This is a genomic window from Candidatus Microbacterium phytovorans, assembly GCA_029202445.1.
Lineage (GTDB): Bacteria > Actinomycetota > Actinomycetes > Actinomycetales > Microbacteriaceae > Microbacterium > Microbacterium phytovorans.
On record CP119321.1, the window covers coordinates 527,590 to 541,223 of the forward strand.

The following is a 13,634-nucleotide window of genomic DNA, read 5'->3' on the forward strand; positions in this document are numbered from 1 at the left end:
CCATGAGCATCCGCATCAACCTGACGAGCGTGTTCGTCGATGACCAGTCGAAGGCGCTCGACTTCTACACCGAGAAGCTGGGCTTTGTGTCCAAGCACGACGTGCCGCTGGGGGAGTTCCGGTGGCTGACGGTCGTCTCGCCCGACGCCCCCGACGGGCCCGAGCTCCTTCTCGAGCCCGACCAGCACCCCGCGGCGAAGACCTTCACCGCCGCTCTGGTGGACGACGGCATCCCGGCGGCATCGTTCGCCGTCGACGATGTGCGGGGCACCCACGCGCGTCTCGCGAGTCAGGGCGTGCGCTTCACGCAGGAGCCGACCGAGATGGGACCGGTCGTCACCGCCGTGCTGGATGACACGTGCGGCAACCTCATTCAGCTGAGCAGCCTCGCGTAGTCGCGTAGCCCAGCCGCGAACCCGCTCGGACGCGAGCGATCAGAGTCGTTCGAGAGGGTTCGCGGCCAGCTTGGCCACGAGTCCGCCGTCGACGAGGCGCCGAGCCTGCGTGTCGGGCTTGCGCGCGGCCTGGTCCACGACGCACGCACCGAACTCGGCGGCGAGCGCACCGCGGGGGTGCGCCGTCAGCACCTCGCGGCGGAACCCTTCGGGAAGGGCGTCGGGTCGCGCGCCGGAGATGTCGAGCCCGGTGGCGATTTCGAGCAGGTAGCCCTCGGCATCCATCGCGGGATCCACGCTCGGCCAGTTGTGCCGCACGATCACCTCGTGCACCCGGCGTCGGCGGGCGGCGGCCCATCCGGCGCCCGCGGTCAGGGCGACGGCCGCATGTCCGCCGGCATCCTCGTACGACAGCGTGTGGTTGTCGAACGCTGGCGTGATGCCGAGATCGTGGAGCAGGGCGGCGACGTACAGGAGCTCGTGATCGATGTCGGGGAAGCCCTCGACGGCGGCGAAGGCCTCGGCCCACAGCCACGAGCGCAGCGCGTGATTCGTCAGCGACGCCGTCTGATACTCACGAGCGATCTCGAGCGCGCCGCGGGCGGCGAGCGTGTCGGGAGGGGAGAAGTCCGCGAGGTGCATGGTCCCAGTGTGGAAGGCCGCGGATGCCACGGGCGAGCGCCCGACGGACGACTCCCGCACGGTTTCTGCCACTGACGTGCCGTTGCCGGAGAAGTTTTCCGGTGCGCTCGGCTCTCCGGACCCCTAGGCTGGCGCCGAGAATGCTCGCGTTGAGGACTGGGGGGTCCCTCATGCACCATGTCCTTCGTCGTCTGTTCCCCGCCGGAGCGCCCGACACCGTCGCCGCTGCCGAGCCGTCGTGGCGTCGGCGGACGGTGGCAATCGTCTCGGCCGCCGCTGTCGCCGGAGCGCTGCTGCTGGCGCCGTCGGCGTCGACGCCCGCCTCCGCTGCGGCGCCGGCGTACTTCACACAGGTCGGCTCCGTGCGTTCGGTCGAGTACGCCGGCTACCGCTACTTCTTCGCCAACGACGACCAGCACGGGTTGGAGTTGTGGCGGACGAACGGGACGGCATCCGGCACGTCTCTGTTCATCGACATCAACCCGGGTGATGCCGCCTCTCACGGGCTCTACGCCACCTCGTTGAACAGTGACGCGAACGACAACCACTACCTCCTTCCGACCTCCAACGGCCTCTTCCTCGTCGGTGCGCTGTGCGCCGGGGGCACGTGTTCCAGTGCTTCGCAGTCGAGCCCGGGGCTGTACCGCATCGACGTCGCCCAGAAGAAGGTGACGCTCGTGGCGTCGGGCAAGTACGACCTGCTGGCCAACCTGGGCCGTCGGGTGCTCCTGACCGATTTCCTCGCCGACCACGTCATCGCCTTCGACAGCGCGGATCTCTCGCTCACGCAACTCTCCGGCTACCGTCGTCCGGTCGTCGACGTGCTCCACCGGGAGCACGCCGCCGCCGTGGTGAAGGGGGTCGCCTACTTCCCGGCAGAGGATGCCGACGGCGACCGCGAGCTGTGGAGGTCGGACGGCACACAAGCCGGCACGTCGAGGGTGAAGAACATCCGCGCGTCGTCGAGCTCTTACCCCGCGTACTTCACGGCCGGCACGTCGCGGTTCTACTTCACCGCCGACGACGGCACGAACGGCTACGAGATCTGGACGAGCGACGGCACCAGCTCGGGCACGGTCAGATTGACCAACCACGGCACGGGCACGCAGAGCGTGTCGATCGTGCCCAACGCGCCGAGCCTGGTGACGGTCGGCAACCGTCTCTACTACTACGCGAACACCACGGCGTACGGTGCCGAGCTGTGGACGACCAGCGGAACGCGCGAGTCTGTGAGACTCGTCCGCAACCTCGGTACCGGGAAGACCGGTGCCGGCATCAAGCACATGACGAAGGTGGGGTCGAAGCTCGCCTTCGTTCGGCCGGGTACACGCGGAGACGACGTGTGGGTCACCAACGGAACGAGCAAGGGAACCGTCCGCATCGCATCGGGAACCGATCGCGGGATGACGCCGGGAGCCGCCGCCTACTATCGGGTTCCGCAGAACGAACCCGTGTCGGTGGCGGGTCAGTACATCTACGTCCGCTCCGTCTCCGGCTACCAGGATCTGTGGCAGAGCGGCACGGTCGCGGAGACGACCAAGCGCATCGCTCGGCACCAGGGCACTTCCGGGCGGCCGACGCAGTTGCTGCCCGTCGGCTCGCGGCTCTTCTACACGGTGCCCACGAAGGAAACGACTTTCGCGCCGACGCACTACGTGCCGAAGTTCCTGACCATCACGGCCAAGAAGCCCCCCGCGTCGTTCACCAACGTGACCGCACCGGTCATCAAGGGCACCGCGCGCGTCGGCTCGACGCTCACGGCCAGTGTGACAGCGTGGAAACCCAGCAAGATCACCTACACGTGGCAGTGGTACGCCAACGGCGCCAAGATCTCGAAGGCGACAAGCAAGACCTACAAGATCACGTCGTCCATGAAGGGGAAGGTCATCACGGTCAAGGTCACCGGGAAGAAGTCGGGATACAAGACCACGGTGAAGACCTCCAAGCCCACGAAGAAGGTCGCGGCGAAACCGTAGGCTCCGCATCGGCAGATCCCTGCAGGATCGGTTGCGAGGCCAGAGTCGGGTCGGTCAGGCGAGCATGAGGAAGAGCTTCTCGAGCTCCTCCGTCGTGATGCCGTCGTTCTCGAGTGCGGCGTCGGGGTCGCTGATGCAGTCCTTCATCGCGGTCGAGACGATGGCGAACCCGGCGCGGTCGAGGGCGCTGGACACCGCGGAGAGCTGCGTCACGATCTCCCGGCAGGGGCGTTCGTTCTCTACGGCGGCGATGACGGCATCGAGCTGTCCCCGCGCGCGGCGCAGGCGGTTGAGGATGCGCTTCTGTGCGTCGGCGTCTGTCATGGTCATGAGATCACTCCCGTTCGGTGTCGCTGTCGGTGGGGCGGGCGGGGCGCTGCGGATCAGGCATCCTGCGGCACGGAAGGTGCGGTGAGCACGTCGGACTGGCGCTCGCCGAGCCACGCGCGAAGGGTGAGCATGCCTCCGGAGAGCGACGCGGAGTCGAACCCCGCTTGCGTGAGCACGCGGTGGGCGATCGCCGAACGCACCCCCGACTGGCACGTGACCCGGACAGGACGACCCGCCGCCGCCTCGCGCACCTCGTCGAGGCGCTCGCGCAGCTCCGTGTGAGGGATGTGCAGCGACCCGGGGATCGCGCCGGTGGCGTACTCGGCCGCAGTGCGGACGTCGAGGATCAGCGCGCGGCCCGTCAGGTCGTCGAGCTCCTCGGCGTACCAGAGGGCGAGCGCCCCCGACAGCACGTTCTCGCCGACCATGCCCGTGAGGTTGACGGCATCCTTGGCCTGTCCGTAGGGCGGCGCGTAGGCGAGGTCGAGGTCGATGAGGTCGGTGACGGTCATCCCCGCGCGGAGCGCCGTCGCGAGCACGTCGATGCGCTTGTCGACACCTTCGGTGCCCACCGCCTGTGCCCCGAGGAGAAGTCCGTCGTCGGTGCGGACGTGCACGACGAGGTGGATCTGTGTCGCGCCGGGGAAGTACCCCGCGTGCTGGTTCGGGTGCAGGTGGTGCGTGCGGTACGGGATGCCGGCGGCGTCGAGCGAGGAACGGTTCGCGCCCGTGAGCGCTGCGGCGAGCTCGCCGACCCGCACGATCGCGGTGCCGACCGGGCGGGGCACCGCGCGGGCCAAGCCGGGTCGAAGGATGTCGTCGGCGACGAGACGTCCCGCCCGGTTCGCCGGTCCGGCGAGGGCGACGGGACGACGGATGCCGGTGACCGCGTCGACCGAGACGGTGGCGTCGCCGACCGCCCACACGCCCGCCGCGGAGGTGCGGCCGTGGGCGTCGACGACGATCGCACCGCGTTCGCACGCGATGCCGGCAGCCTCGAACGGTGCCGTGTCGGGGCGGACGCCCACCGAGAGCACGATGAGGTCGGCGGGGATGCGGGTGCCGTCGGTGAGGACGACCGTGTCGGCATCGTCACCGGTCTCGACCGCGGCGGCGCCGACGCCCGCCTGCACGTCGATGCCGAGCCGCCCGAGTTCCTGCGCGACGAGGGAGGCGAGCTCGGTCTCCAGCGGCGGCAGCACGTGGGCCGCCAGCTCGACGACCGTCACCTCGAGGCCCTGGCCCGCGAGCGCCTCGGCCGCTTCCAGGCCGATGAAGCCGGCGCCGAGCACGACGGCGCGCCGTGCGCCGTCGTGCACACGGTCGCGGAGGGCGACGGCGTCGTCCACCGTGCGGAGGGTGCGGACGCGGGGGGAGTCGAGTCCCGGGAGGGGCGGGCGGAGAGCGGTCGCGCCGGGGGAGAGGACGAGGGCGTCGTAGGAGAGCGCGCTCTCGCCGTCGGCCGTGCGCACCGTTACCTGCCTCGCGTCGGTGTCGACCGCCACGACGTCGCTTCCCGTGCGCACGTCGAGCGCGAGCGCGGCCCGCAGCGAGGCGGGCGTCTGGACGAGGAGCTTCTGCTCGTCGGTGATCTCACCGCCGACGAAGTACGGCAGACCGCAGTTCGCGAACGAGACGTGGGCGCCGCGCTCGAGCACGATGATCTCCGCGCTCTCGTCGAGACGGCGCGCGCGTGCCGCGCAGCTCATTCCTCCGGCGACCCCGCCGACGACGACGATCCTCATCGCGAGGCGCTCTCGTCGTGGCCGGGGCAGCGGTCGGCCGCCGCGACACCGGCCAGGGCCTGCTCGACATGCTGGCCGCACCCGGCCCACGTCGCTTTTCCACACGTCTCACACGTCACTCTGCTGCACATGATGCGGCTACTCCTCGTCTTGATACCCCCTGGGGTATAACGAGAATACGCCCGGGGGTATCCCTAGTGCAAATCGACGACCCTTCCACGTCGCGTCCGAGGCGTGGCCTAGGCTCGACCGGTGAGCATCGGAGAGTGGGTCGCGCCGCGGCGACTGGGACGAGACTTCCGGTGGCTGCTCTCCGCGTCCTGGACCAGTAACGTCGGCGACGGGATCGCGCTCGCCGCCTCGCCGCTGCTCATCGCGTCGATGACCGACTCGCCGGTGCTCGTGGCATCCGGGGCCGTGCTGCAGTTCCTGCCGTGGCTCCTGTTCGGACTGCACGCCGGCGCGATCGCCGACCGAGTCGACCGACGCGTGCTGATCATGGTGGCCAACGGCATCCGGGCCCTCGTGCTCGTGGCGCTGTGCGCGTTCCTCGTGACGGGTGTCGCCACCATCTGGATCGTGCTCGTCGTGGCGTTCGTCTACGGCTGCGCGGAGGTGTTCGTCGACACGACCAGCAGCACCCTCCTGCCGATGATGGTGAAGAAGAAGGACCTCGGGATCGGCAACGCGCGCCTTCAGGCGGGGTTCCTCGTCGCGAACCAGTTCGGCGGGCCGCCGCTGGGAGCCTTCCTCTTCGCGCTCGGGTCGTTCTGGCCGTTCGTCGCGCAAGCGGTGTGCGTCGCGCTGGCCGTCGTCCTGATATCTCGAATCGCGACCACGCGGGTGCCGAAGAAGGACGCCGACGTCCCGCGCACCGCCGTGCACACCGACATCCTCGAGGGCATGCGCTGGCTCTGGCGCAACCCGCCCGTGCGCACCCTCGTGATCATCATCCTGACGTTCAACATCACGTGGGCCGCGCCCTGGGGCGTGCTCGTGCTGTACGCGACCGACTACCTGCAGATGGGGCCGGTCGGCTACGGCGCCCTGACGACGGCATCGGCGATCGGCGGCCTGCTGTCGACGTTGAGCTTCGGCTGGCTCGAACGCCGCTTCTCGTTCCGCTTCCTCATGCGCGTCTGCCTGAGTGCGGAAGTGCTCATGCACCTCGCCTTCGCCCTCACGACGTCGGGCGCGGTCGCGTTCGTCATCATGTTCGCCTTCGGCGCGTACGCGTTCGTGTGGGGAACCATCTCCACGACAGTGCGTCAGCGCCTCGTGCCCCACGAGCTCCAGGGACGCATCGCGTCGGTCAACATGGTCGGGGTGTTCGGCGGCCTCGTGATCGGTCAGGCGCTCGGTGGCGTGATCGCGCAGGTGTGGGGTCTCACCGCGCCCTGGTGGTTCGCCTTCGTCGGGGCGGCCCTCACCCTGCTCCTCGTGTGGCGTCCGATCGCGCACATCGCCGCCGCGCGTCCTACCGAAGACGAGGACGACGCGGCGGCGACGTGAGCCAGAAGAGCCCCCGCGGGCGGGCGATCAGACGCGCGCGACGGGTGCCTGCAGCTCGGTGAGCCAGTCGGGCCCGGGCTCGTGGCCGTCGGCCTCCAGGTACACCTCGCGGCAGGCGCCGATGACCTGGTAGCCGTCGGCGACGATCTGCTCCATGAGTCGTGACCACGCCTCGCCGATGCCGCTCATGTCGCCGCGATGCTGCAGGGTCGCTGCTGTCTCGAACGCCGGCAGCTCGACGACGTCGTAACCCTCGCCGGCCACCGGCTCGGCCTCCGCGACGTAGGACACGTGCACGCCGACGCCGTCCTCGTTCTGCGCGTCGTACCAGAAGATGCCGGGCTCGATCAGCGGGCGCCCCGCGGCCTCCAGCGCCGCATCGAGCCGCCCGATCAGCGGGCCGATCAGCGGACCGATGTTCTCGTTGCCCATCCCCTGCGCGACGCCGTGCGCGGCGTAGACGGTGACGGGGGAGAGGGAGGTGTAGATGACATCCGACATGGTGGTTCCTTCCAGAAGGCGAAGACGCCGCTCGATCCGGGCGATGCGCTGCCGGTCCTCGGTGACGGATGCCACGAGGTCGCGGTGGCGCTCGACCAGCACGGAACGCAGCGCGGCATCCGGGTCTTCCGCCCCGGCGAGCACCGCGATACGTTCCAGCCCGACGCCCAACTCCCGCAACTCCGCGATGCGCAGCAGCAGCGGCAGCTGGTCGATCGCATAGAGGCGGTAGCCGGTGCGCGCGTCGACCTGCGCCGGTGCGAGCAGGCCGATGGCGTCGTAGTGACGCAGCATCCGCACGCTCACCCGTCCCAGGGCGGCGAACTCTCCGATGGTGTACATGATGTCGATCACTGTCGACCATGACACAGTGTGAGGGTCAAATGGCGTTCAGCGCGGCATCCAGTTCCGCCATGATGGCTGCGCACCGCTCGACGTCTTCTCTCGTGCCCGACAGTTCGAACTCGAACAGGATCGGTCGGCCCGACCGCTGAGCGAGGCGCCGCGCCGCCGCCTGGTAGTAGATGCCGAAGTTCCGGTTGCCGGATCCGATGATCCCGATAAGTCGCCGGCGATTCATCGGCGACTTCAGGAAGCTCCGCACTCCCGCGGGCAGCGTCACCTCGTTCGCGTTGCCGGCCTTGTATGACGGCGTCAGGAGCACCCACGGTCCGGTAGCTTCGGTGCGACGCACTTTCGGGTCGGCGAGATTGAACACGGGGCGCGCGTCGGTGCGCGCCAGGCTCTCCGCGAACCGCCCGGTCAGATTCGATGAGGACGAGTAGTAGTAGAGCGGAACCTTCGCCATGACCTCAGTGTGATCCGCAGCGCTCGCTCCCGCCCGCGCGATCGACGTGGATAACCGGATGCCGCGGCATCCGATTTATTCACACCCCCTACCCCCTTGTGTGGTCAGACCACACGCGTGATAATGAGAACACAAGGGCGGGGAACCATCCCGACCCGAATCAGCAAGGGTGCGGATGCAGCATCCGCGCCGGGTAGGAGACCCACAATGTCAACGTCGATCGATGCTCTGGTCGAACGGGCGCAGGTCGCCCTGGCGGAGTACGCATCATTCACCCAGGAGCAGGTCGACCACATCGTCCGCAAGGCGTCTGTGGCCGCGCTCCACCACCACGGCGACCTCGCCGTCATGGCCGTCGAGGAGACCGGTCGTGGTCTGTTCGAGGACAAGGCCGTGAAGAACATGTTCGCGTGCGAGCACGTGACCAACTCGATCATCAACCAGAAGACGGTGGGCGTGATCTCGCACGACGAGCTCACCGGCATCACTGAGATCGCCGACCCCGTCGGTGTCGTCTGCGCGCTGACCCCCGTCACGAACCCCACCTCGACCGCGATCTTCAAGTCGCTCATCGCCCTGAAGACGCGCAACCCCATCGTCTTCGGGTTCCACCCGTCGGCGCAGAAGTGCTCCGTCGAGGCGGCGCGCATCGTGCGTGACGCGGCCGTCGCCGCCGGCGCCCCTGCGAACTGCATCCAGTGGATCGAAGAGCCCTCCATGGAGGCCTCGGGCGAGCTCATGAACCACCCGGGCGTCGCTCTCATCCTCGCGACCGGCGGCAACGCCATGGTGCGCGCCGCGTACTCGTGCGGCAAGCCGGCTCTCGGCGTCGGTGCGGGCAACGTCCCCGCCTTCATCGAGCGCACCGCCAAGGTGGGTCGCGCCGTCAACGACATCGTCCTGTCGAAGTCGTTCGACATGGGCATGGTGTGTGCAAGCGAGCAGGCCGTCATCCTCGACGAGCCGATCGCCGAGGAAGCCCTCGCCGAGTTCGCCCGTCTCCACGCCTACCGGGCCACGCCGGCCGAGAAGAAGATGCTCGAGGAGTTCATCTTCGGTGTCGCCGCCGACAGCGTGAACTGCGCCGACGCGAAGCTCAACCCGCGTGTGGTGGGTCAGTCGCCCCAGTGGATCGCCGAGCAGGCCGGGTTCACCGTTCCCGAGGACACCTCGATCATCCTCGCCGACGTCTCCGGGGTCGGACCCCACGAGCCGCTCACGCGCGAGAAGCTCGCCCCCGTGCTCGCGGTGCTCCGCGCGGCGACCCCCGACGAGGGCATCGACCTCGCCCGCCAGATGGTCGACTTCGACGGTCTCGGCCACTCGGGCGCGATCCACTCCAACGACCAGGCCGTCATCGCCAAGTTCGGCGAGGTCGTCCGGGCCGTGCGCATCATCGAGAACAGCCCGTCGGCGCTCGGCGGCATCGGTGACATCTACAACGCCTTCATGCCCTCGCTGACCCTCGGCTGCGGCTCCTACGGACACAACTCGGTCTCCAACAACGTCTCGGCGGTGAACCTCTTGAACGTCAAGCGCATCGGGCGTCGCAACAACAACCTGCAGTGGTTCAAGATCCCCGCCAAGACCTATTTCGAGCCCCACGCGATCCGCTACCTCGCCGACATGCGCGGTGTCGAGCGCGTCACGATCGTCACCGACGAGACCATGACCAAGCTCGGCTACGTCGACAAGATCATGGACGTGCTCAACCGCCGCGAGAACCGCGTGCAGGTGCAGCTGCTCAACCAGGTGCGTCCCGAGCCGAAGGTGTCGGAGGTGCGCGCCGGTGCCGAGGCGATGCGCCAGTTCCAGCCCGACACGATCATCGCGCTCGGCGGCGGCTCCCCGATGGACGCCTCGAAGGTCATGTGGCTGCTGTACGAGAACCCGGGCATCGAGTTCTCCGACATGCGCGAGAAGTTCTTCGACGTCCGCAAGCGCGCCTTCACCTTCCCGGAGATGGGCAAGCTCGCCAAGCTCGTGTGCATCCCGACCACGTCGGGCACCGGCTCCGAGATGACGCCGTTCGCGGTGATCACCGACGACGAGTCGGGGATGAAGTACCCGCTCGCCGACTACGCGCTCACCCCGTCCGTCGCGATCATCGACCCCGAACTCACCAAGGTGCTCCCGGGCTTCCTCGTCGCCGACGCCGGATTCGACGCTCTCACGCACGCCACCGAGGCGTACGTGTCGGTCTACGCGAACGACTACACCGACGGCCTGTGCCTCCACGCGATCAAGCTGATCTTCGAGAACATCGAGAAGAGCGCGAAGGCGCAGCCGAACTCGACGGATGCCGCGGAGCTGAAGGCCCGGGAGAAGATGCACAACGCGGCATCCATCGCGGGCATGGCCTTCGGCAACGCGTTCCTCGGGATCGTGCACGCCATGGCCCACGTGACGGGCGCGACCTATCACCTGATCCACGGGCGCACGAACGCCGTCTACCTCCCGCACGTCATCCGCTACAACGGGCGCATCCCCACGAAGCTGACGAGCTGGCCGAAGTACGAGCGGTACATCGCCCCGGAGCGCTTCCAGGAGATCGCCGCCCACCTCGGGCTGCCGGCCTCCACGCCGGAAGAGGGCGTCGAGAGCTACGCCCGCGCCGTCGAGGAGCTGCGTGACCGCGTCGGCATCGAGCGCTCGTTCCAGCAGCAGGGTGTCGACGAGACGGCCTTCATCGCGGGTCTGCACGACCTCGCCATGGCGGCCTACGGCGACCAGTGCGCGCCGGCGAACCCGCGGATGCCGATGATCGCCGACATGAAGACGCTCATGGAAGCGGCCTACTACGGAACGTCGTTCGACGAGGTGCGTGCCCAGCGAACGGGTGCGCACGCCGAGAGCGACGCAGTGACCGGCACGATCAAGACCGCCAAGACGAAGGGACGCGCCAAGGCGAGCGCCTGATCGGAGCCGCAGCGAGGGCCGGGGGAGCATACCCGGCCCTCGCTGTTTCGTTCGTGAGTCCCGTATGTGCGCCCCGCGCCCACCTCCGAGGCGAACGGCGCCGCATCTTCTAGGCTGGGGGCATGCAGCAGCGTCGCCTCGGCTCCACCGGTCGTACCGTCTCCGCCATCGGTCTCGGAACCTGGCAGCTGGGAGCCGACTGGGGCGACGTCTCCGAGTCCGACGCCCGCGCGGTGCTCGCGGCATCCGTCGACGCGGGGGTGACCCTGTTCGACACGGCCGACGTCTACGGCGACGGCCGCAGCGAGTCGCTCATCGGCGACTTCCTCGCAGAGCGGCCCGGCCACGGCATCACGGTGGCCACCAAGATGGGGCGCCGACTGCCGCAGGAGCCCGAGAACTACACGCCCGAGAACTTCGCCGCGTGGACCGAGCGTTCTCGTCGCAATCTCCGCGTCGACACGCTCGACCTGGTGCAGCTGCACTGTCCGCCCTCAGCCGTCATCGACGCCGACACCACCTACGACGCTCTCGACGCGCTCGTCGCGCGCGGCGACATCGCCGCCTACGGGGTGTCGGTGGAGACGGTCGCGCAGGCACTATCGGCCATCTCGCGCCCGCATGTGACGAATGTGCAGATCATCGTGAACCCGTTCCGGCTGAAGCCGCTCGACGAGGTGCTGCCCGCCGCGGAGCGTGCCGGGGTGGCCGTGTTCGCGCGGGTGCCGCTGGCATCCGGGCTCCTCAGTGGGAAGTACTCGGCGTCGACGCGGTTCGCGGCCGACGACCACCGCTCCTACAACCGGCAGGGCGAAGCCTTCGACAAGGGCGAGACATTCTCGGGCGTGGACTACGAGACGGGTCTCCAGGCCGTGTCGGAACTCGAGCGGGCGCTCCCCGAGGATCTCACCCTCCCGGCCGCGACGCTCGCCTGGATCGCCTCCCGCCCCGGCATCACGAGCGTCATCCCCGGTGCGCGCAACGTTGCGCAGGCCCTGGCCAACGCGAAGGCGGGGGAGTCTGAAGCGGATCTCACAGCCTTCGACGCCGCCGTCGTCGACGTCTACGACCGCTACCTGAAGGCCGAGATCCACCCTCAGTGGTGACCCCTGGCGGCGCCGCCGACCCGATTTCTCATCTTCGGAGCAGCCTCCACGCGACGATTTCCGAGTCGGAGAAGATTTTTACGCTCACGCGTCGAGGCATTTCGCGGCCATCGAAGACACCCTGCGCGGGCTCGTCGAGGGCACCGCGCGAGGGCTCGGAACGCGTCGTCTAACGGCGCGAGACGGCGTGCCGATAGACCATCGGAAAGGGTGCGAACCCGGTCGATAGTCTCGGACCATGAGGGTAGATTTCACGGCATCCGTCTACCGCTGGGACGCCCGTGCGGAGGCCTGGTTCTTCGTCGCGCTGCCGGTCGAACTGTCGGAGGAAATCCGCGAGATTCCGCGGATTCCGAGGGGTTTCGGCGCGGTCGCGGTGCGCGCGACGGTGGGGTCGACCACCTGGCGAACGTCGATCTTCCCGGCGGGTGACGAGGGCGCCTACGTGCTGCCGTTGAAGCGCTCCGTGAGGGATGCCGAGGGCGTCGCCGAACGGGACGTCATCGGGGTGGTCCTCGAGGTGCTCGACGCCTGATCCGGACCCTGCGGATTCCCTTGCACGAATTTCGTCACATCCGTCACACGAAACACAGAATTCACATTTCTCCCAGATTTCTCATTGACAACAACATGAGAGACCTCTAATGATTGGTGTCGGAGAGGGAGAAACGTCCTCGCGGCGGGCCTCTCAATCCAACCCGGCACAAGTCTCGGAGTTCTCCCCCCGGATTCCGAGATTCCCCCCAGTTGTGCACCTTCCCCCCCGAAGTGCACTCCTACCGTGCCGGTGAAACCTGTTCACCCCCCTAGGAGAAGGCACGCACATGCGCACTATCCGCAACATTGTCCAGGCTGAGAAGGCCCGCCGCGAGGAGAACGGTGACGAGGGCTTCTCGCTCATCGAACTGATCGTCGTCGTGGTCATCCTCGGCATCCTCGCCGCCGTCGCGATCCCGGTCTTCCTGGGTCTGCAAGGCCAGGCCGAGCAGACCGCGCAGGACTCCGTCGCCGCCAACGCCGCCAGCCAGGCGGCCGCGTCGATCGCGGACGGCGACACGGTCGTTGTCGCCGACTTCGCGAACCTCGCCGACGGTGGAACGTACACGTTCGCCATCGCCGACGGTGGAAGCCTCGACGACTTCTGCGTGACGGTCACCGGCCCCGGCGACGCCGCGTCGACGTCCGGCCCCGGCTGCTAACCAGCTGCACTGACGCGAGGCCGGTCCGCCCGAACGGGCCGGCCTCGCGGCATCTCCCCACACCCCACCTCGTCCTCCCGGAGGTGACATGTTCCAGCGTTCCGCCGACGACGGATTCAGCCTCGTCGAGGTGCTCATCTCCCTGTTCCTCCTGGCCATGCTCGCCCTGGCGGTGCTGCCGCTCCTCGTCGGAGCGACCCGCGTCAGCGTGTCGAACCGCGATCTCGCCACCGCCACCGCCTTCGCGAACGCTCAGCTCGCCCCCATCAAGACCGCGTTCCCAACGGACTCCGCGACGACGAGCTGCGCCTCGCTCCGCACGCAGGCCCGCACCGGCATCGCCGGCCCGGACGGCACCACCGCCGCGATCGCGGTGAACCCCTGCCCGGCGACGTCCGCCGGCTACCCCGCTTCCGTGCCCGTCACCGTGACGGTCACCGACTCCGACGGCGACACCGTCGTGCGCCTCGTCACGCGCCTTCCGGTCGGAGCGCCCTGATG

The 13,634-nt window shown here is 68.5% G+C and carries 13 protein-coding genes; 8 read left to right on the forward strand and 5 right to left on the reverse strand.

The window, feature by feature from the left end; genetic code table 11:
• Positions 1-2 precede the first annotated feature (2 nt).
• Positions 3-395, forward strand: a complete 393-nt coding sequence (locus P0Y48_02495) for a VOC family protein (GenBank protein WEK14097.1) — start codon at positions 3-5, stop codon at positions 393-395.
• A 39-nt stretch (positions 396-434) separates the two neighbouring features.
• On the opposite strand, the gene P0Y48_02500 is transcribed toward P0Y48_02495, so the two are convergent.
• Positions 435-1,037 (reverse strand): HD domain-containing protein, encoded by a 603-nt coding sequence (locus P0Y48_02500; protein WEK14098.1) that lies wholly within the window; start codon positions 1,035-1,037, stop codon positions 435-437.
• A gap of 170 nt (positions 1,038-1,207) precedes the next feature.
• On the opposite strand from P0Y48_02500, the gene P0Y48_02505 reads away from it, so the two are divergent.
• Positions 1,208-3,013 (forward strand): hypothetical protein, encoded by a 1,806-nt coding sequence (locus tag P0Y48_02505; protein ID WEK14099.1) that lies wholly within the window; start codon positions 1,208-1,210, stop codon positions 3,011-3,013.
• Positions 3,014-3,067: 54 nt separating this feature from the next.
• Here the strand turns inward: P0Y48_02505 and P0Y48_02510 are convergent, their stop codons facing one another.
• Both P0Y48_02510 and P0Y48_02515 read right to left on the reverse strand, forming a co-directional pair.
• Positions 3,068-3,343: a metal-sensitive transcriptional regulator gene (locus P0Y48_02510; GenBank protein WEK14100.1), complete on the reverse strand. Its 276-nt coding sequence runs from the start codon at positions 3,341-3,343 to the stop codon at positions 3,068-3,070.
• 53 nt (positions 3,344-3,396) lie between these two features.
• Positions 3,397-5,088 carry an FAD-dependent oxidoreductase gene (locus tag P0Y48_02515; protein ID WEK14101.1) on the reverse strand — a complete coding sequence of 564 codons (1,692 nt, stop codon included), beginning with the start codon at positions 5,086-5,088 and terminating at the stop codon, positions 3,397-3,399.
• A gap of 252 nt (positions 5,089-5,340) precedes the next feature.
• Here P0Y48_02515 and P0Y48_02520 point away from each other — a divergent pair, with 252 nt between their 5' ends.
• Positions 5,341-6,600, forward strand: coding sequence for an MFS transporter (locus tag P0Y48_02520; protein ID WEK14102.1), 1,260 nt, complete (start codon positions 5,341-5,343; stop codon positions 6,598-6,600).
• A 27-nt stretch (positions 6,601-6,627) separates the two neighbouring features.
• Here P0Y48_02520 and P0Y48_02525 read toward each other — a convergent pair whose 3' ends face one another.
• Both P0Y48_02525 and nrdI read right to left on the reverse strand, forming a co-directional pair.
• The gene (locus P0Y48_02525) at positions 6,628-7,443 is read right to left on the reverse strand and encodes a MerR family DNA-binding transcriptional regulator (GenBank protein WEK14103.1); all 816 of its coding nucleotides are present in this window, start codon (positions 7,441-7,443) and stop codon (positions 6,628-6,630) included.
• Between the two features lie 37 nt (positions 7,444-7,480).
• Positions 7,481-7,909 carry a class Ib ribonucleoside-diphosphate reductase assembly flavoprotein NrdI gene (gene nrdI / locus P0Y48_02530; protein ID WEK14104.1) on the reverse strand — a complete coding sequence of 143 codons (429 nt, stop codon included), beginning with the start codon at positions 7,907-7,909 and terminating at the stop codon, positions 7,481-7,483.
• Between the two features lie 207 nt (positions 7,910-8,116).
• Here nrdI and adhE point away from each other — a divergent pair, with 207 nt between their 5' ends.
• From adhE to P0Y48_02555, 5 genes are all read left to right on the forward strand, one after another.
• Positions 8,117-10,828, forward strand: coding sequence for a bifunctional acetaldehyde-CoA/alcohol dehydrogenase (adhE, locus tag P0Y48_02535; protein ID WEK14105.1), 2,712 nt, complete (start codon positions 8,117-8,119; stop codon positions 10,826-10,828).
• 122 nt (positions 10,829-10,950) lie between these two features.
• A complete protein-coding gene (locus P0Y48_02540; GenBank protein WEK14106.1) occupies positions 10,951-11,934 on the forward strand; it encodes an aldo/keto reductase in 984 nt (327 codons plus the stop codon).
• A 238-nt stretch (positions 11,935-12,172) separates the two neighbouring features.
• Complete coding sequence (locus P0Y48_02545; protein WEK14107.1) at positions 12,173-12,469, forward strand: DUF1905 domain-containing protein; 297 nt, start codon at positions 12,173-12,175, stop codon at positions 12,467-12,469.
• Positions 12,470-12,758: 289 nt separating this feature from the next.
• Positions 12,759-13,133, forward strand: a complete 375-nt coding sequence (locus P0Y48_02550) for a prepilin-type N-terminal cleavage/methylation domain-containing protein (GenBank protein ID WEK14108.1) — start codon at positions 12,759-12,761, stop codon at positions 13,131-13,133.
• Positions 13,134-13,221: 88 nt separating this feature from the next.
• A complete protein-coding gene (locus tag P0Y48_02555; GenBank protein WEK14109.1) occupies positions 13,222-13,632 on the forward strand; it encodes a prepilin-type N-terminal cleavage/methylation domain-containing protein in 411 nt (136 codons plus the stop codon).
• Positions 13,633-13,634 lie beyond the last annotated feature (2 nt).